Origin of the sequence: Myroides sp. JBRI-B21084 (assembly GCF_030545015.1) — a bacterium.
Lineage (GTDB): Bacteria > Bacteroidota > Bacteroidia > Flavobacteriales > Flavobacteriaceae > Flavobacterium.
Genome location: NZ_CP120653.1, coordinates 696152 through 714597 on the forward strand (window position 1 = coordinate 696152; position 18446 = coordinate 714597).

At 32.1% G+C, this 18446-nt stretch carries 15 protein-coding genes and 1 tRNA gene; 5 read left to right on the forward strand and 11 right to left on the reverse strand.

Annotated elements, in window-relative coordinates:
* The first annotated feature begins 34 nt into the window (after window positions 1-34).
* Entirely contained in the window at window positions 35-304 is a 270-nt protein-coding gene (locus P3875_RS03415; protein WP_303444854.1) for a hypothetical protein, read from the forward strand.
* A gap of 75 nt (window positions 305-379) precedes the next feature.
* Here P3875_RS03415 and P3875_RS03420 read toward each other — a convergent pair whose 3' ends face one another.
* The 7 genes from P3875_RS03420 to P3875_RS03450 all read right to left on the reverse strand — a co-directional run bounded on the left by P3875_RS03420 (window position 380) and on the right by P3875_RS03450 (window position 10805).
* The gene (locus tag P3875_RS03420; protein ID WP_303444855.1) at window positions 380-1237 is read right to left on the reverse strand and encodes an outer membrane beta-barrel protein; all 858 of its coding nucleotides are present in this window, start codon (window positions 1235-1237) and stop codon (window positions 380-382) included.
* A gap of 6 nt (window positions 1238-1243) precedes the next feature.
* Complete coding sequence (locus P3875_RS03425; protein ID WP_303444856.1) at window positions 1244-6157, reverse strand: T9SS type A sorting domain-containing protein; 4914 nt, start codon at window positions 6155-6157, stop codon at window positions 1244-1246.
* Between the two features lie 10 nt (window positions 6158-6167).
* Entirely contained in the window at window positions 6168-6887 is a 720-nt protein-coding gene (locus P3875_RS03430) for a hypothetical protein (RefSeq protein WP_303444857.1), read from the reverse strand.
* A gap of 146 nt (window positions 6888-7033) precedes the next feature.
* Window positions 7034-7693 (reverse strand): LytR/AlgR family response regulator transcription factor, encoded by a 660-nt coding sequence (locus P3875_RS03435; protein WP_303444858.1) that lies wholly within the window; start codon window positions 7691-7693, stop codon window positions 7034-7036.
* Window positions 7694-7759: 66 nt separating this feature from the next.
* The gene (locus P3875_RS03440) at window positions 7760-8350 is read right to left on the reverse strand and encodes a histidine kinase dimerization/phosphoacceptor domain -containing protein (protein WP_303444859.1); all 591 of its coding nucleotides are present in this window, start codon (window positions 8348-8350) and stop codon (window positions 7760-7762) included.
* Window positions 8351-8386: 36 nt separating this feature from the next.
* Window positions 8387-9298: a hypothetical protein gene (locus P3875_RS03445; RefSeq protein WP_303444860.1), complete on the reverse strand. Its 912-nt coding sequence runs from the start codon at window positions 9296-9298 to the stop codon at window positions 8387-8389.
* Between the two features lie 118 nt (window positions 9299-9416).
* Entirely contained in the window at window positions 9417-10805 is a 1389-nt protein-coding gene (locus P3875_RS03450; protein ID WP_303444861.1) for a dipeptidase, read from the reverse strand.
* A gap of 133 nt (window positions 10806-10938) precedes the next feature.
* Here P3875_RS03450 and P3875_RS03455 point away from each other — a divergent pair.
* The 4 genes from P3875_RS03455 (at window position 10939) to P3875_RS03470 (ending at window position 14968) form a co-directional block, all read left to right on the forward strand.
* Window positions 10939-11020, forward strand: a tRNA-Leu gene (locus P3875_RS03455).
* 353 nt (window positions 11021-11373) lie between these two features.
* Window positions 11374-11925 (forward strand): GNAT family N-acetyltransferase, encoded by a 552-nt coding sequence (locus P3875_RS03460; protein ID WP_303444862.1) that lies wholly within the window; start codon window positions 11374-11376, stop codon window positions 11923-11925.
* A gap of 326 nt (window positions 11926-12251) precedes the next feature.
* Complete coding sequence (locus tag P3875_RS03465) at window positions 12252-13997, forward strand: DUF4041 domain-containing protein (protein WP_303444863.1); 1746 nt, start codon at window positions 12252-12254, stop codon at window positions 13995-13997.
* 404 nt (window positions 13998-14401) lie between these two features.
* On the forward strand, window positions 14402-14968 hold the full coding sequence (locus tag P3875_RS03470) for a heavy-metal-associated domain-containing protein (protein WP_303444864.1): 567 nt from the start codon (window positions 14402-14404) through the stop codon (window positions 14966-14968).
* Window positions 14969-15005: 37 nt separating this feature from the next.
* Here P3875_RS03470 and gldD read toward each other — a convergent pair whose 3' ends face one another.
* From gldD to mutY, 4 genes are read right to left on the reverse strand one after another with little or no spacing between them, the layout of a single operon-like run.
* On the reverse strand, window positions 15006-15572 hold the full coding sequence (gldD, locus tag P3875_RS03475; RefSeq protein WP_303444865.1) for a gliding motility lipoprotein GldD: 567 nt from the start codon (window positions 15570-15572) through the stop codon (window positions 15006-15008).
* The gene (gldE, locus tag P3875_RS03480; RefSeq protein WP_303444866.1) at window positions 15559-16842 is read right to left on the reverse strand and encodes a gliding motility-associated protein GldE; all 1284 of its coding nucleotides are present in this window, start codon (window positions 16840-16842) and stop codon (window positions 15559-15561) included. The genes gldD and gldE overlap by 14 nt, the downstream gene beginning before the upstream one ends.
* Window positions 16843-16860: 18 nt before the next feature.
* On the reverse strand, window positions 16861-17310 hold the full coding sequence (locus P3875_RS03485; RefSeq protein ID WP_303444867.1) for a single-stranded DNA-binding protein: 450 nt from the start codon (window positions 17308-17310) through the stop codon (window positions 16861-16863).
* A gap of 27 nt (window positions 17311-17337) precedes the next feature.
* Entirely contained in the window at window positions 17338-18378 is a 1041-nt protein-coding gene (mutY, locus tag P3875_RS03490) for an A/G-specific adenine glycosylase (protein WP_303444868.1), read from the reverse strand.
* Window positions 18379-18446: the final 68 nt, after the last annotated feature.

Consider the following 18446-nt stretch of genomic DNA (forward strand, 5'->3'; position numbering starts at 1 on the left):
TCACGTTTTAGTGATTATCAAAAAATTTAAAATTATGAATAACGGTCAAGACAAAAGCGGTAATGCGTTTAAATACAGTTTAATTCCTTTAATGTTAGGGGTAGTTCTTATTTTCTTTTTATACAGAAGTTGTGGAAATTCAACAATTGATGCTAAACCAGTAAAAGGTACTACAAAAGTTGTTGAAACTAGCGATGTGGCTCCAGAACAACCAATAGTTAAACAAGATACTACAAGTGCTGAAACTACACCTGCAACCGAAGGTGCAACTGCAACAACAGATACAGTACAAGCTGCAAAATAATTTTAAACTTATTATAAAAAATCCACTTCAAAACGAAGTGGATTTTTTTTTTTTTTTTTATATTAACTTAATATCTTAAAAATCAATAGCATATCTTATTTTAAAGCCAATTGTATATAAAGCCAATTTTTTATCTTTATATATTTCTTGGTTTAAGACAGAGTTATAAACTAAAGGCTCTTGTATATTTTTGGTGTAAACAATTGCTTTTTCAGTTGCATCCGTTTTTGGACGAATATTATTTAAGCCCAACTCAAAAAATAAACCAAGATAAATGTCATCTACAGCTCGTAATTGTTGTTTTACACCAGTTTCAACTAACCATGAAAAATTATTTTGAAGTTTAAAATTTCCTTCATGGTGTAGGTTACCCATGTTACCGAATCCTACATAATTAGGTCCATGTAACTCTGCATCCCATTGTGGATAATACCCCGAAGTTTTAATGTTTCCCCAATTTTGATTGTATTTTGAATTCCCAATAGAAATATCGTAAACAACCCCAGTACGCATATACCAACGAACAATTCCTAAAGTTTCGTATTGTAAAGTAAGTGGAATACGAAAACTACTACATTGTATCTTTTCTTCAAAAGATTCTACATTATAACGAAATTCAAAAGAATCATTTTCCATATCTGTTTCATTGTAAGTTCCATTAATATTTGAAGCTGCAAAATTTATTTTGCTGTTAAAATAAGATATTCCTGTATTTAAACTCCAATTTGTATTTAGATATTTACTGTACCCAATTCCAACAGAAAATCCTTCAGACTTACCTGATATTGGAAATGCATTTTCTTTTCGTTGATTTATAAAATGTGCGCCGCCTTCAATGCTCCACTCCTGAGCTAGCGTAGTATTTGTTATAAGTAATGTTGTAAAACAACCTAAAATTACATGTAAATTACTGTTTTTTTTCATTAGTTTCATGATTTATTATTTTACGATTACTTTAATTACTTCTTGTTTACCTTCAATATTTAATACAAGTATATATATACCTGATGAAATTTCTGCTGGTAATTGTACTGAAGAAACTTTTTCTTTTAAAACAGCCGAATGTATGCGTTTGCCTGTTGTAGTAAATAATTCGGCCGTTGCTCCATTGAACGATGATGACGGGTAATCGAAAACCACTTGTAATTCTTCGTTAGTATTTACCGGATTTGGGTACACATTAATTTTAAAATTATGTTTTCTTGTAACTTCACTAGCACAGGTATGTATTACATCACCATTTTCGGTTGTAACTGTTACACTATATAGTGCTGTTTCATCTAAAATATCTTGAGTACTATTTCCTACAGAATATACTTGGTTTTCACCTACAAGCACATCGTTTTTATACCATTGATACTTAACAAAACGATAGCCACCGTTTGTTTCCGGATTGTTGTTTACAAGAAGTGTATTATCAAATTTTTGAATTACAATATCATCAAAATTAAATGGACGTTCAATTACTATATTATACGTTTTAGTAACTTCACCATTTTCAGAAGTAATGGTGATTGTTTTTCTAAAAATGCCTGGTTTAGGAGTAATTATAGTAAATTTATTTGCTGGTATAACTGTAGCTCCAAATTCGGTGTTCACATCTATTGCTACTTCGTTCGATAAAGCATCACAATTTTGCATGTAATAGATGTCTTCATTAGGTTCATTATAAACTTTTTCGTTGATGACTAATTGATGGATTGTTGCATCTTTACTGTTTATAATTAATTCACGTTCAACAACTGTTGCAGGAAGATAATTGTTGTTACCATCTTGATGCGCTGTTATAAAAATAGATCCCGAATGTTGAAGTTCAACCCACCCTTGACTTGTTACTGTTGCAGCTGCACTACTTTGGTTATATGTATAACTATAATTAATTGGTAAATCTGATGTAGCTGTTGCCGCTAGTTGAAAATCAGCAGCATTTTCTAAAATTAAGGCATCTAATTCATTAAAAGCAATAGTTTGGGTAGCTTTTTCTATAACAAGATTAGCAGTTAAAGTTTTCTTTTCACAGTTTACAGATGTAATTGGGGGGGTTACAACAGCTGTTATAACATATGTACCTGCATTAATAGCTCCATTATTTAGTCCTGTATCAGGATTGATACTATATGACACACTTGCATTTGCAGGTAAATTTGTGACATTTAATGTTTGAGCAGACCCATTGTAAACAGTTGTTAAGCTGTTTAATGTTGTATTTGCTAATGGAGATGGTTGTACAACAACGGTTTGTAATTGTGTAGTTGTGTTACCATTACCATCATTATAAGTCCAAGTAATAGTGTAGGTTCCTTCATTAGTATAACTCAATGCACTTGTTGTAGTTGCAGTTAAAATGCCTGCACAGTTATCAGTTGCTGTTGGTGCAATAATATCTGTTGATAAAACGGCACACTCTTTAGTTATAGTTGGTAAGTTTACTATACTTGGAACAGGTGCTACTGTATCTGCAAAAGTTGTTGCAATAGTAGCTGTAGTTTTGCAACCATTCGCATCTGTTATCATCACCGTATGATTTCCAACAGAAAGATTATTAGCAGTTGCTGTATTTACGCCGTTATCCCATGCGTATGAATAAGGTGCTGTTCCGCCAGATATTGCTACTGTTGCACTTGCATTGGAATTTTGTAAACAAGTTGCTGGATAATTTTGAGTTGCTTCTGCAATTAATGCTGCTGGTTGTGTAATGGTTGTAGTAACTGTTTTTGTACATCCATTCGCATCGGTAATTGTACATGTATAGGTTCCTGCAGCTAAACCAGTTGCTGTAGCAGCAGTTCCACCACTTGGAGACCAAGAATAGGTATAAGGTACTGTACCACCAGTAGCTGTTACTGTAGCCTTACCATTAGTACCACCATTACATGAAACATCTGTTTTAGCAATACTTCCGTTTAAAGCAGTTGTAGGTTGTGTAATGGTTGTAGCAACTGTTTTTGTACATCCATTAGCATCGGTAATAGTACATGTATAGGTTCCTGCAGCTAAACCGGTTGCTGTAGCAGCAGTTCCACCACTTGGAGACCAAGAATAGGTATAAGGTACTGTACCACCAGTAGCTGTTACTGTAGCCTTACCATTAGTACCACCATTACATGAAACATCCGTTTTAGCAATACTTCCGTTTAAAGCAGTTGTAGGTTGTGTAATGGTTGTAGTAACTGTTTTTGTGCATCCATTAGCATCGGTAATAGTAAATGTATAGGTTCCTGCAGCTAATCCAGTTGCTGTAGCAACAGTTCCACCACTTGGAGACCAAGAATAGGTGTAAGGAGCTGTACCACCAGTAGCTGTTACTGTAGCCTTACCATTAGTACCACCATTACATGAAACATCTGTTTTAGCAATACTTCCGTTTAAAGCAGTTGTAGGTTGTGTAATGGTTGTAGTAACTGTTTTTGTGCATCCATTAGCATCGGTAATAGTACATGTATAATTGCCTGCAGCTAAACCGGTTGCTGTAGCAGCAGTTCCGCCACTTGGAGACCAAGAATAGGTATAAGGTACTGTACCACCAGTAGCTGTTATCGTAGCTGAACCATTAGTACCACCATTACATGAAACATCTGTTTTAGCAATACTTCCGTTTAAAGCAGTTGTAGGTTGTGTAATGGTTGTAGTAACTGTTTTTGTACATCCATTAGCATCGGTAATAGTACATGTATAGGTTCCTGCAGCTAAACCAGTTGCTGTAGCAGCAGTTCCACCACTTGGAGACCAAGAATAGGTATAAGGTACTGTACCACCAGTAGCTGTTACTGTAGCCTTACCATTAATATCGCCATTACATGAAACATCTGTTTTAGCAATACTTCCGTTTAAAGCAGTTGTAGGTTGTGTAATGGTTGTAGTAACTGTTTTTGTACATCCATTAGCATCGGTAATAGTACATGTATAGGTTCCTGCAGCTAAACCAGTTGCTGTAGCAGCAGTTCCACCACTTGGAGACCAAGAATAGGTGTAAGGAGCTGTACCACCAGTAGCTGTTACTGTAGCCTTACCATTAGTACCACCATTACATGAAACATCTGTTTTAGCAATACTTCCGTTTAAAGCAGTTGTAGGTTGTAGAATGGTTGTAGTAACTGTTTTTGTGCATCCATTAGCATCGGTAATAGTACATGTATAGGTTCCTGCAGCTAAACCAGTTGTTGTAGCAGCAGTTCCACCACTTGGAGACCAAGAATAGGTGTAAGGAGCTGTACCGCCAGTAGCTGTTATCGTAGCTGAACCATTAGTACCACCATTACATGAAACATCTGTTTTAGCAATACTTCCGTTTAAAGCAGTTGTAGGTTGTGTAATGGTTGTAGTAACTGTTTTTGTACATCCATTAGCATCGGTTACGGTACATGTCCACGTTCTTGCATCTAATCCGCTCACCGACAATGTTCCATCTCCTGTAGGATTTCCAGGTGTCCAATTATAGGAATAAGGTCCAGTTCCTCCTGTAGCTGCGTTAACAGAGGCTGAGCCATTAAATCCACCATTACATGAAACGTTTGTTTGTGCTGCATTAGTAAGCATCAATGTTGTTGGTTGTGTAATGGTTGTACTTACTGTTTTTGAACATGCATTCGCATCGGTTATTGTACATGTATAAGTGCCTGCAGCTAAACCGGTTGCTGTAGCAGCAGTTCCGCCACTTGGAGACCAAGAATAGGTGTAAGGAGCTGTACCGCCAGTAGCTGTTATCGTAGCTGAACCATTAGTACCGCCGTTACATGAAACATCTGTTTTAGCAATACTTCCGTTTAAAGCAGTTGTAGGTTGTGTAATGGTTGTAGTAACTGTTTTTGTACATCCATTAGCATCGGTTACGGTACATGTCCACGTTCTTGCATCTAATCCGCTCACCGACAATGTTCCATCTCCTGTAGGATTTCCAGGTGTCCAATTATAAGAATAAGGTCCAGTTCCTCCTGTAGCTGCGTTAACAGAGGCTGAGCCATTAAATCCACCATTACATGAAACGTTTGTTTGTGCTGCATTAGTAAGCATCAATGTTGTTGGTTGTGTAATGGTTGTACTTACTGTTTTTGAACATGCATTCGCATCGGTTATTGTACATGTATAAGTGCCTGCAGCTAAACCGGTTGCTGTAGCAGCAGTTCCGCCACTTGGAGACCAAGAATAGGTGTAAGGAGCTGTACCGCCAGTAGCTGTTATCGTAGCTGAACCATTAGTACCACCATTACACGAAACATTCGTTTGAGAAGAGATAGTTGGTGTAACCAAGGATTCTCCTATAGTAAATGATTTTTCGTTTATTTCACCAGATCCATCAGTTACAATTACTGTATATGAGCCTGTTGTTAGGTTTGATGCTGAGCTTGTTGTGGAAATTACATTGCCTAATGCGTTTTTCCAACTATATGTATATGGTGCAATACCAAAACTATTTGTTGTAATATTTGCAGAACCATTGTTTAGTGCACAATTTGTTGCATTTGTTAATGTAGGATTATTAACAAAAGCTTTAACTGTTCCTGAACCATCTACCTGATTCGGAACAAGATGCCCAATGCTATGTTGCCAATTTCCTGTTTGAAAATTTGGGGGTAAACTCCCCACATCTGTTGTTGTGTAATAGAGGTTTGACCCATAGTCAGTTTGAAATACCCAAGCTCCATTATTCCAAAAAATACGTAAAATTTCATTATATTGATTTGTATGTTTAAACTCGCACTTACCATTTTTCATACCAATATATGAAAAAGTTCCACTAAAGACTGGAAAACCACTATTGCTATATCCAAAATTAATTGTTTTACCGTCACATTGCGCTTTTGTATTAATTAAGCTAAAAAAACCAAACAGGATTAATAATATAATTTTTTTCATAATCTTTAAATTAAATAATAGTTAATAAAAAGGATTGATCATTGTTTTGAGTTGAAGTTACACTGCATGCTAATCCATTTTTAGCAGCAGTACCCAACATTAAGGTATAAGTGATGTCTAAATTGTGAAATTGCAAAACATACATTGCTGTATTGTATGTATAAAGCGGGATTGAAACTAATGAATCATTTACCCGATACATTACGTCAATAAAATTGTTTTTGTGTGTAATAGATAAATCTATTCGATTGTTTTTTGTGTTTATGTAATTGCCACAAAAAACAGATAGATCAACAGGGTTAAAATACGTGTAACCTGTAATTTTACTACCGTTAATTTCACCATAAATAGTTGTTAATTTACCATTTTCAAACTCACGGGCAAAAGTTATTTGAAGAACATTTTGGATTGTTAAAACATTATTTTGAAAAGAAACATGATTGTTAATTTTGTATTCTTGAGATGTTTTGCCATCTAAAGAAAACGAAATTGTAACAATTGAAAGTTTTATTTTCTTTGACTTTTGAGTGATTTGTTTATTTAGGCAAATTTCTTTGGTATCAATAGAAAAAAATGCACCTGGTACTGTATCCAAACTATAATAACCATTGTAAGAAATTAGTTTTTCAATATATGGTGTTTCTTCCACTTTTGATCCATTATATTCTTCTAATAATTTATCTAATTCTAACGGAACCGATAAACTATTACTTTGTAATAGTTCATTCATAAATTAATAATTAAAGTTTATGAGTAAATTTACTTTTTAATAAAATGGACTTAAAAAAAAAAGGGACCAAATACAAGTTTATGTATATGAACAACAGTTGGTATAGAATTGCGAGTAAAATACTTACTAGTTGATATAAAATTTATTTACAACGTAAAAGTAAAATTACGTGATATGGTAAGTTCAACATTATTTATAAAAACCTTACTTGCCGATTTTTTTTGGATATGTTTTTTGTTGATTACTATTGAGCGATGAATTTGAATGAAGTTTGCAGGTAGTTCTTCTAAAAAATGCGATAATGATTTGCGTATAGTAAACTTGCCATTTAAAGTATAAATGTCTATATAGTTTTTTTCGGCTATGATATATAAAATAGCGTCAAAACTAATAATTTCATTGGTATAACCATTGCGTATAGTTATATGTTTAGTTGTGTTTTTTATACTAGCTAATTGTATAGCTGCTAAAACATCGGTTTTTTTAATGGGTTTGGTTAAATACGTTTCAGGGTTAGTTTCTATTGCTTTTTGTATGGTTTCAGTATCGTTTTGTGCTGTTAAGTAAATAATTTTGGCTTGTTTGTTTTTCTTTTTAGCTAATTCTATTCCTGAATTTTTGGTTTCTAGATTAATGTCAAGTAGTATGATTTCGGGTAAAAAAGTTGCGAATTTTTCAAGTGCTGTAATTGAGTTGTAAGCAACTTCTGTAGTAGTAAAGCCTTCATTTTGTAGCATTTTTAAAATAAAGTTGGCTATTAAAATTTCGTCCTCTACAATTAATATTTTACAGTTACTGTTATTCATTTGTTGTTAATTGTTTGGTAATATATAATTCAAAACCCGATACAGTTTCAATTTTATAATTTGCGTTTATTTGCTGACAAATAGAGTAACAAGCACAGGGTCTATTGTTTTGCCTATTGATCCTTGTCCATTATCGGAATATTTAATGTGTAAAATAGATTGATTAACATTTAATTCAATCGAAATTAATTTATTTTTTTGGTTTTTAAAAGCATATTTTATAGAGTTTATTAATAACTCTGTACATAGTAAGCCTAAGTACATTGCTAAATCAATTGGTAATTCGTAATTGCAAAATTTGCGGTTTACTGCAATTTCTTTTTCTAAAAACAGTTCTTTAAAATTATTTAATATCTCATTTAAATAATTTTTAATGTTTACCATTTTTTTATCAGTATTTTGATAAAGATGTTTGTGTAAAGTTGCAACCGATTCTATTTTAGTTAGTACATTTTTTATTGATAAACTTTCCTGATTTGATTCATCGATTTTATCAAGTTCTTCGGTTAATAAAATTATAATTATTTGTAAATTGTTGTTAATTCGGTGGTTAGCTTCGTTTAATAAGAAAATGTTTTCTTCGGAATAAACCTTTAATTTGTTGTTTATTGTTTTTAGTTTTTTACTGTATTTCCACATCGTAATTATTCCAACCATACACAAAGTAAGAATAAGAAGTAGTAAAATTTCAATTTACTTTGCAGTTTTAATATCTTTTTCTTTTTGTGAAATTGTCTTGTCGCGTTCTAATAAATCATATTTTTTGCTTTCTTCTATTAGCTTAATTTGAATACTATTTTCATAATATTTATCTGTGTATTTTAATCGTTGCTTTAAATTGTCATAAGCAGCCGATTTATTACCTAGATTTAGATAAGCTTTTTGTTTAATTTCATAAAAAAGTAATTTTTGAAAATAGTTATCGCTTGTTTCTAAAATTTTTAAACCTTCGTTACATTTATCTATTGCAAGGTTATAATATTTTGTTTTTTCAAGTGTTCTGGCTAAATTAATTAAGGCATCGCAATATTCTGAAGTTTTGTTGTGTTGTTTCGCAACTTGTAAACCCTTTTCATAATAAGCTATAGCATTTCCTAGTGAATTGGTTTGTTCGTAGTAAAAACCAATTTCCATTAAACTAATAAACTGAAAATCTAAATTTTGTAATTTTTTTGCTAAAGTTAATGTTTTGGTTGAATAATAATTAACCGAATCGGCAATGTTGTAATATTCTGAATACAAAGCAGCTTTTCGGCTATAAAAAGACATTAAGTTAAAATCGGTAATCTTATCTTTGTTTTTACTTATTAAAGTTTCTGTTTTGGTTAGATAAAATTCTGATTTTTTAAAAATACTAGCATGCCGGAACAGTTCTATTAATTTAATGTTGCAATAGACTTCAGCATTTATATTTTTTGTTTTTTTAGCTTGATTAAGTGCTTTTGATAAGTAATTAAAAGAATTTGTGTAATCAAGTTTTACTTTGCAAGAATCGGCTTTACGAATACAATTATTGATTTCTGTATTGTAATTATTAAAATTTTGCCCAAATAATTTATTTACTGAAATAAGTAAAAAAACTAAAATTTTAATTTTAAAACGCATTTTTTTGGTTAAATTATAATTTATAACATTTTAAAATTAATTATTTTAGTAATATGTATTAACTAATTCTAAAAAAAGGTAAATAAAATTAGTTAATACATATTTTTATAACAGTTAATTACTTATACATTTCAGTGAAATATTTAAAGAATAATGGAATGGTTTCAATACCTTTTAAATAATTAAAAATGCCATAATGTTCGTTAGGTGAATGTATCGCATCAGAATCCAAACCAAAGCCCATCATAATTGTTTTAGACTTTAATTCTTTTTCAAACAAAGCCACAATAGGAATACTTCCGCCCGAACGTACAGGTATTGGTGCTACGCCAAATGTATCGTTATACGCTTTAGCTGCTGCTTGGTATCCAACAAAATCAATAGGGGTAACGTAACCTTGTCCACCGTGATGTGGTTTTACCACAACTTTAACCGATGCAGGTGCAATACTTTCAAAATGCTTTTTAAACAATTCGGTAATTTCTTCCCAATCTTGGTTTGGAACCAAACGCATTGAAATTTTAGCAAATGCTTTTGATGGAATTACCGTTTTAGCACCTTCGCCAGTGTAACCGCCCCAAATTCCATTCACGTCTAAAGTTGGTCTTATAGAGTTGCGTTCATTGGTAGTGTAGCCAGTTTCGCCATGAACTTCTTTAATATCTAGGGCTTTTTTATAATCGTCTAACGAAAAAGGACGTTTGCCCATTTCATCGCGTTCTTCTTTTGATAATTCTTCAACCTTATCGTAAAAACCAGGAATGGTAATGTGGTTGTTTTCATCATGTAACGACGAAATCATTTTTGTAAGAATGTTAATTGGGTTGGCAACTGCACCACCGTATAATCCCGAATGTAAATCGCGGTTAGGGCCAGTAACTTCTACCTCAACATAACTTAAACCACGCAAACCAGTAGTGATAGAAGGTTGCGTATTAGAAATCATTCCGGTATCAGATATTAAAATAACATCATTTTTTAATTTTTCTTGATTTCTTTCAACAAACCATGCCAACGATGCCGAACCTACTTCTTCTTCACCTTCAATCATAAATTTTACGTTACAAGGCAAAGTGTTGGTTTGCATCATTAATTCAAGGGCTTTAACATGCATAAACATTTGCCCTTTATCATCACAAGCACCACGTGCAAAAATGGCACCTTCAGGGTGAATTTCTGTTTTTTTAATTACAGGTTCAAAAGGGGGCGAATCCCAAAGTTCAATTGGGTCGGCTGGTTGTACATCGTAATGCCCGTACACAAGTACGGTTGGTAAGCTAGCATCAACGTGTTTTTCGGCATAAACAATAGGGTAACCAGGTGTTTCACATAATTCTACTTTGTCACAACCTGCTTTTTCTAAAAAATCTTTTACTTTTTCGGCAGTGTTTAAAACGTCTTGTGAGTAGGCGCTGTCTGCACTAACCGATGGTATTTTTAATAAGTCAACAAGTTCATTTATAAAGCGTTCCTTGTTTTGTTGAACGTAATTTTTTATTAGATCCATTATGTAATTTAATTGATTTGTAATGTTTACGAACAAATATAGCTATAAAAATTTAATGTTTTTTTGTTGCAGAATAAAAAAGCATTTGTATATTTGCAACGTCTTAAAAGAACAGTAAGTTCTTCCTAAAGCCGCGGGTGTGGTGAAATTGGTAGACACGCCAGACTTAGGATCTGGTGCCGCAAGGTGTGTAGGTTCGAGTCCTATCACCCGCACAAAAACCCTGACTTGTTAAAAGTTAGGGTTTTTTTTTATTTACTTTTTGCAACCGATTTACAAAGTTGACATACGTTGTAGATTACTATTGGTTTAAAGATAATGTAAAGGAATTTATGCTTGAAAATATCAAATTTGATATAAAACAAGTTGGATATGAAGAAGTAACAAAGGTGTTTTGATGATTAAATTTGATGATGATAAAGTGTTAGAAACGGTTACTAAAATACCAATTGCAGATTTAAAAATTTTTATGAATAACATTATCAACAGCTATTTGTAAACATTTACAACTATTTACAAATGTTAATTGCGTATATTTGAGAGTTAGCTGTGATTTTAACCAACGACGATGCAAAAATTCAAACAACAAATATTGACACTTAAAAATCAAAAAACTGTAACAATTAGACAAGCAGAAATTGATGATGCGGAAAAGCTACTCAATTGTATAAAAATATATGTTCCACAAAGCGAATATATTCCAAAACTAGAACAAGAAATTAAACTTACAATTGAACAAGAAAAAGAGTGGATTAATTACTTTTTGACAAACGAAAATTCTTTGCTTCTAATCGCTGAATTTGACAATGAGATAGTCGGAAATATTGATTTAACAGGCAACCGAAGAAAGATTATGGAACATACCGCAGTAATTGGAATGGGAATGCTGAAAGAATGGAGAAATACAGGACTTGGAACAGCATTGTTAAAATTAGCAATTGAATGGGCAAAAGAAAATTCAATACTTGAACTACTTTGGCTTCAAGTATACACTGACAACGAATTAGGATTAGGTTTGTATCGTAAAATCGGATTTGAAGAAAACGGAATAATGAAAAATTTTTTTAAACAAGATGGAAAATATTTTGACAATTTAACAATGACAATGAACGTGAAATAAAAAACCACAGCTAACAAGGGTTTTGCGTCAGGCGGGCTGAAGCGCAAAACTCAACATTTGTAATTCTATTGAAATTTGTACATTAGCTCAGCGTTTCGGCTTCGATTTCCCGCCCGAACGCAAAGCCTTAATCGATGTGGCGAAATCCGCTTACGCTCCTTTCGCCACATCGGGGCGGCGGCTACACCGCACGATGCGCTTGTCGCTTCGCGAACTTCGCACATCATGCGATTTTGCTAAATCCTTTCTCCGAGCAAGCTCGAAAAAAGAACTTCGCAAAGCAGCCGCCCCGTTGTAGCAAATACTAAAAAACCAAACCGAAAATTATGGAATTAGGATTAATAATAGTTATACTAGTTTTAGGAATTGCACTAATCCTAACAGTTTTGAACTTTATTAAGGTTAAAAAAAATCTAAAATCGGAAATAGAACAAAAAACAAAAGAATATGATAAACTAAATACTGACTTAAATAAGTACAACGGAATTGTATCAATAGAGAAAGAGATTGAAAACAAAAACATAGAATTGAATGAATTAACAAATACTGCAAAATCATTCAATGACAGTCTTAACGATTTACATTCTCTGAATCTAGAAATTGAAAAACTCAAAAGTTCAAAAGAAACTGAACAAAAAGAGTTGAATGAATTAACAAATACTGCAAAATCATTCAATGACAGTCTTAGCGATTTACATTCTCTGAATCTAGAAATTGAAAAACTCAAAAGTTCAAAAGAAACTGAACAAAGAGAATTGAATGAATTAACAAATACTGCAAAATCATTCAATGACAGTCTTAACAATTTACATTCTCTGAATCTAGAAATTGAAAAACTCAAAAGTTCAAAAGAAACTGAACAAAAAGAATTGAATGAAATCCATATAAAAGCTTTTAACCTAAATGATAGATATATAGAAGCAAAATCAATTTTCAAAGAATTAGAAAGAGATATTAAGCTATACCAAAATGACCTTGAATTTATAGAACTTGGTATTTATGACCCAATTTTAGATTATGATACTTCAGAGAAATACAAAGAAGAATTAACAAAAATTGTTACTAAACAAAAGGAATTAATCAAAGAAGGAAATGCTTGTGTTTGTTCTACTAATTGGACAGTCGGAAACAGCCGAAAACAAGGCGAGATTATGACTAGTCGTTATATAAATTTAACTTTAAGAGCATTTAATGGAGAATGTGATACTCTAACTACAAAAGTAAAATGGAATAACGTTAAAAGATTTGAAGAAAGAATAATTAAAGCATTCAATGCTATTAATAAACTTGGACAATCCAATGATGTTCGTATTACAGATGAATATTTGAAATTAAAATTAGATGAACTTCATTTAGCATATGAATTAGAACACAAAAAATATCAAGAAAAAGAAGAGGAAAGAACAATACGGGAAGAGCAAAGAGAGGAAGAACGAGCGCAGAGAGAATTTGAAAAAGCTGCAAAAGAAGCTGAACTTGAAGAAAAAAGATTTCAAAAGGCGTTAGAAATGGCACAAAAAGAATTAGGGTTAGTTAGTGGCGAAGAATTAGATAAATTAAACCAACAGATTGTACACTTACAACAAAGCTTAAAAGAAGCCCACGAAGCAAAAGAAAGAGCAATTTCACGAGCTCAAGAAACTAAATCTGGTCACGTTTATATTATTTCAAATATTGGTTCATTTGGAGAAAATATTTATAAAATTGGAATGACTCGAAGACTAGAACCGTTGGATAGAGTTCGAGAATTAGGAGATGCTTCTGTTCCATTTCGATTTGATTTACACGCTTTAATTTTTACAGATAATGCACCTGAACTAGAGAATCTATTACAAAAAGAATTTGATGACAGAAGAATTAACAAAGTTAACTATCGAAAAGAATATTTCAGAGTAACATTAGAGGAAATTGAAAACGTTATAAAAGAGAAATACGACAAAGAAGTTGACTTTATTAAAATTCCAGAGGCACAAGAATACCGAGAAACTAAATCTATAATAAAACAAATTGAGCAAGCTAAAAGTGAACAAGCAGAAAAAGAAATTGACAAATATCCTGACAGTCTGTTCTGACAAAGTACTTGCTACAACATTGTATAAGCGTAATGCGGGCTTTTGTGCTAAATATAAAGTAAATGAATATTAACAAACATAGTGGTAAACCTAAAGTGAAGTACTTCTAATCCCGCACTACGCTTGTACTTTGCCGTCACCTGTAACGTTATTAAATGTACATTTATGAAATAGGTTAACTACTTTACTTTAAAATGATTTATAATTGAATGTAAGGCGTAAAAGTCGGTTTTTAACAAATAGCTGCTATAAGCAACCACTTATGAATAAAGGAACTTGGGACAAGCGTTTGTGCGCAGGAAGGGTTTTTATTTTAATAAATAGTTTTAGTTCTTAAAATTCAGTTAATTACTTATTAGTTTTGAAATAAATAATATATTTGCATTAAACTAAATTGTTTAAATATGAAGAAATTGAAAGGAATATCGTTATTATTTATGGCTGCAGCTTTTATGGTAAGTTGTAACCAAACAGCAAAAGAGCAAACTGAAAAAACTACTGAAGCTACAGAACAAGTTTCTAGTGCTGAAGTAAGTGGAACCATGCAAAAAGCTACTTTTCAGGTAGAAGGAATGTCTTGCGCGGTAGGTTGTGCTAAAGTTATTGAAGGGAAATTAGCGAAAATGGAAGGTGTGAAAGCAGCTACTGTTGATTTTGATTCGAAAACGGCTACTGTTGAATTTGACGATGCTAAACAAAATCCAGATGCAATTAAAAAAATGGTTGAAGAAATTGCTGAGGGTGCTTACAAAGTTGAAAATTTAACTGTTGCTAAAGAAATGGCAATGGTTTTTCAGGATGATAAAACTGAACAAAAAAAATGTTGTTCGTCTAAAAAAGAAGGAAAATCATGCTCTACAGATAAAAAAGACGAAAAGTCTTGTTCTGATAAAAAAAGTAAAAAGAAAAAAGGTGGATGTTGCAGTAAAGATAAAAAAGACGCAACTGCTACTAAGTTAAATGTTATATAACACAAAAAAAACTCTTGAGAAATCAAGAGTTTTTTTATTAATTGTTGGTCCATTCTAAGGTTTCCATTATTTTTTTCATATCGTCTTCAATATATTTTGTAGCAGGATAAATAGAATCGAAGTTTGGTTTTGCATAAAAATATAAAGTGCCAACAACAAAGTTTTTAGTACTATCGGTAGCGTAAAACTGTACGTTTGTGGCAGCATCGCCAATTACGCGGTAAAACATACCATACACTTTTTTTTCAGGGTGTTCAAAAACCGATTCTTGAATATCGTCTGCTTTTATGGTGTGGTTGTACGTTAGTTTTTGTGCATCTTTTAAAAGCAACATTAAGTTGTTGTTTACCGGACGGTAATTCATGTAGATGCTTGCTTTCATTTTAGGATAATCAATTTTAAAAGAACAAGCTTCTTCGGGTTTAATAGTTGCGTTGGTGTTTTTGTTAAATTTAAAATTACAATTTGGGTGTGTGTAACTGGCGTAGGTTGCAGTTGGGTATTCTAAACTTAAAAAAGCATCGGGTTTTGGTATGGCATCGTTTTTACAACTGCTTATTAATAAAACCAACGTGGTTGCGTATATAAATTTAACTATTTTCATTTATGGTTACTTTAATTTTTTCTAATCTGCGTTTGTGAATGTTTACAATTTTAAAGGTGTAATTTTCAAAATTAAAAACATCGTTAATTTTTGGAAAATCTTCTAATTGTTCTAAAATAAATCCACCTAACGATTCGGCATCTTTTCTGTTTTCTTCAAAAGGTTCGTCGTTAATATCTAAAATTCTACAAAAATCTATTATCGAAATTTTACCGTCAAATATATAAACATTTGCGTTTAATTTTTGATACAATTTTTCGTCTTCATCTAATTCATCGGCAATTTCGCCTACAATTTCTTCAATAATATCTTCTAAAGTAACCACGCCAACTGTTTCGCCAAATTCATCAACAACAACAGCTAAATGGTTTTTGTTTGATTGAAAATCGGTTAATAAATCGTCTAGTTTTTTACTTTCGGGTATAAAATAAGGTTCGCGCATTAAACTTGACCATTGAAAGGCTTTTTTGTCTAAAAACGGAATTAAATCTTTAATATATAAAATCCCAACAATGTGATCAATGCTTTCTTTGTAAACGGGTATGCGTGAATAGCCTTTTTCTATAATTTGAGGTAGAATTTCGTGATAAAGTTCGTCAATATTAAGGGCAAACAAGTCAATACGTGGAGTCATTACTTGGGTAACTTCGGTTGAGCCAAACGATGCAATTCCTTCTAAAATTCTTTGTTCATCTTCGTTAGTTGGGTTGTAATCGGTCATTTCTAAGGCTTGTGATAGTTGTTCCATAGAAAACGAATGTTCTTTTTTATCGATTTTACCAATTAAAAAACGGTTTGCTTTTTTAAAAATCCAAGTAAATGGCCAAAGTATAATGGTAAAGAAATAAATGGTGTTTAAAGTGGTAATTACAACTTTGTTTTGTTTTTGTGCGCTGTAAATTCTAGGGTAAATTTCGCCGATTAAAGCCAATAAAAAGCTTGCAATTGCAAATAAAATACAAATACCTATAAATGTTGTGTAAAAAAAATGGTTATACAGCGTAAAAATACTACATAAAAAAACAACTTTAAAAAGTGCATTGCTAAAGTTAATAGTAGCTTGTAATTGCAGTGGCTTACTTAGTAGTTTTTGGTATAGTTTTGTTTTTTTTGGAAATTGATACGAAAGTTCGTCAAAACGTTTTTTTGAAGCAGAAAAATAAGCTACTTCTGCAGCAGCAAAAAGTGCTACAAAATATAACGAACCTACTATACAAACAATAGTTATTGATAAAAAAAGCAGTTGTGATGTGGCGGGGTCGGGGTCCAAAGGGTTAAAATTTAATGGTTAAAAAGGTATATCATTCAATTTGTCGTAATCTGCAATTTTCGGAATTTCAAAATTACTTAAACGGTCGTCATCAGTGTGTTTCATAGCCTTGGTTTTAGAATCGATATCTTTTTTAATTGTTAAAAATATAAATTCTGTTACCTGAATTTCGGTTGTGTGTTTGGTGTTACCGTCTTCGGTTTGCCAGTGGCGAGTGCGTATTTTGCCTTCAACGTAAATTTTATCGCCTTTGCTTAAAAATTTTTCACACAATTCGGCAGCTTTGTTTTTAAAAACTAAATTGTGCCATTCTGTTGACGTAATTTTTTCGTTTGTTGCTTTATTTATGTACACTTCATTTGTAGCAATTGAAAAGCGCGCCACAGAATTGCCGCCCTCGAAATAGTGAATTTTTACTTCATCGCCTAAATGACCAATTAAAGTTACTTTGTTTAAAGTTCCGTACATTTTATAAATACTTATAAATCAAAAGTACTAATTTTTTTCAAGCTTAAAAAAATCTTTTAAAAAATTCCAAATTACAATAGGGTAAGCGTAGTTTTCTAAACTGTTAGTAGCAACCATGTTTAAGTTTTCAATTGTGTTTTTGGTTTCTATACTATAGAAATTTATATGCAATTGTTGATGCGATAGTTTATGTTTTATAGCTGTTTGGTTGATTTTTTTTATAAATGATGATGGATATAAGGTTTGTAATTGATCATGAATAGAACCTTCATCGTTTATTAAAGTTTCAATTAAAGGCAATTCGTATAAATGTTGCCAAATGTCTTTTTTTGTGCGTTGTTGTATGGCAATTTTATTGTTTTGTTGAACTAATAAATAATGAAAATAACGATTTTTTACAGTGATTTTTTTGGTTTTTACAGGTAAAACCGCTGTTTCATTTTTTAAATACGCATAGCAGTTTTTATTATAAACGCACGTTTCACATTTAGGATTTATGGGTAAACAAACTGTTGCACCAAAATCCATAATGGCATGGTTAAATAAATCGGGATGTTGTTTTGAAATTAACTCGTTTGCAAGATTTTGAAAAACGGCTCGATTTTTTGATAAGGCGGTGTCATTATAAATACCAAAAAATCGAGATAAAACTCTAAAAACATTTCCATCTACAACGGCAATAGGTTCTTTAAATGCAAACGATGCAATTGCAGCAGCGGTATAAGGGCCAATGCCTTTTAGTTCAATTATTTGGCTATAGTGTTTTGGAAAAGTGTTGTTTAAGTTGTAAAAAATGTGTTTTGCTGCAGCGTGTAAATTACGTGCTCTAGAATAATACCCTAAACCTTGCCAAAGTTTTAAAACAGCATCTTCGTTAGCTGTGGCTAAATCTTTTAATGTGGGAAATTTTTTTGTAAAAGCTTCATAGTACGGTTTGCCTTGTTCAACTCGGGTTTGCTGTAAAATAATTTCAGAAAGCCATATATAATAAGGGTTTGTGGTGTTTCGCCACGGTAAATCACGTTTGTTTTTTGTATACCAAATTAAAAGCCTCTCGGTAAAATTCATGTTGTTTGTTTTCTTGCACAAAAGTAGTTTATTGCTTGTGTTTTTAGCTAAAAAAAGCATTTAATTTA

Coding starts and splice junctions, on each gene's coding strand:
- P3875_RS03445 (WP_303444860.1), bottom strand. CDS start 9,298: ATGCGTTTTAAAATTAAAATTTTAGTTTTTTTACTTATTTCAGTAAAT.
- P3875_RS03420 (WP_303444855.1), bottom strand. CDS start 1,237: ATGAAACTAATGAAAAAAAACAGTAATTTACATGTAATTTTAGGTTGT.
- P3875_RS03430 (WP_303444857.1), bottom strand. CDS start 6,887: ATGAATGAACTATTACAAAGTAATAGTTTATCGGTTCCGTTAGAATTA.
- P3875_RS03450 (WP_303444861.1), bottom strand. CDS start 10,805: ATGGATCTAATAAAAAATTACGTTCAACAAAACAAGGAACGCTTTATA.
- P3875_RS03435 (WP_303444858.1), bottom strand. CDS start 7,693: ATGAATAACAGTAACTGTAAAATATTAATTGTAGAGGACGAAATTTTA.
- mutY (WP_303444868.1), bottom strand. CDS start 18,378: ATGAATTTTACCGAGAGGCTTTTAATTTGGTATACAAAAAACAAACGT.
- P3875_RS03440 (WP_303444859.1), bottom strand. CDS start 8,350: ATGGTTGGAATAATTACGATGTGGAAATACAGTAAAAAACTAAAAACA.
- gldD (WP_303444865.1), bottom strand. CDS start 15,572: ATGAAAATAGTTAAATTTATATACGCAACCACGTTGGTTTTATTAATA.
- P3875_RS03415 (WP_303444854.1), top strand. CDS start 35: ATGAATAACGGTCAAGACAAAAGCGGTAATGCGTTTAAATACAGTTTA.
- P3875_RS03470 (WP_303444864.1), top strand. CDS start 14,402: ATGAAGAAATTGAAAGGAATATCGTTATTATTTATGGCTGCAGCTTTT.
- P3875_RS03460 (WP_303444862.1), top strand. CDS start 11,374: ATGCAAAAATTCAAACAACAAATATTGACACTTAAAAATCAAAAAACT.
- P3875_RS03425 (WP_303444856.1), bottom strand. CDS start 6,157: ATGAAAAAAATTATATTATTAATCCTGTTTGGTTTTTTTAGCTTAATT.
- P3875_RS03485 (WP_303444867.1), bottom strand. CDS start 17,310: ATGTACGGAACTTTAAACAAAGTAACTTTAATTGGTCATTTAGGCGAT.
- P3875_RS03465 (WP_303444863.1), top strand. CDS start 12,252: ATGGAATTAGGATTAATAATAGTTATACTAGTTTTAGGAATTGCACTA.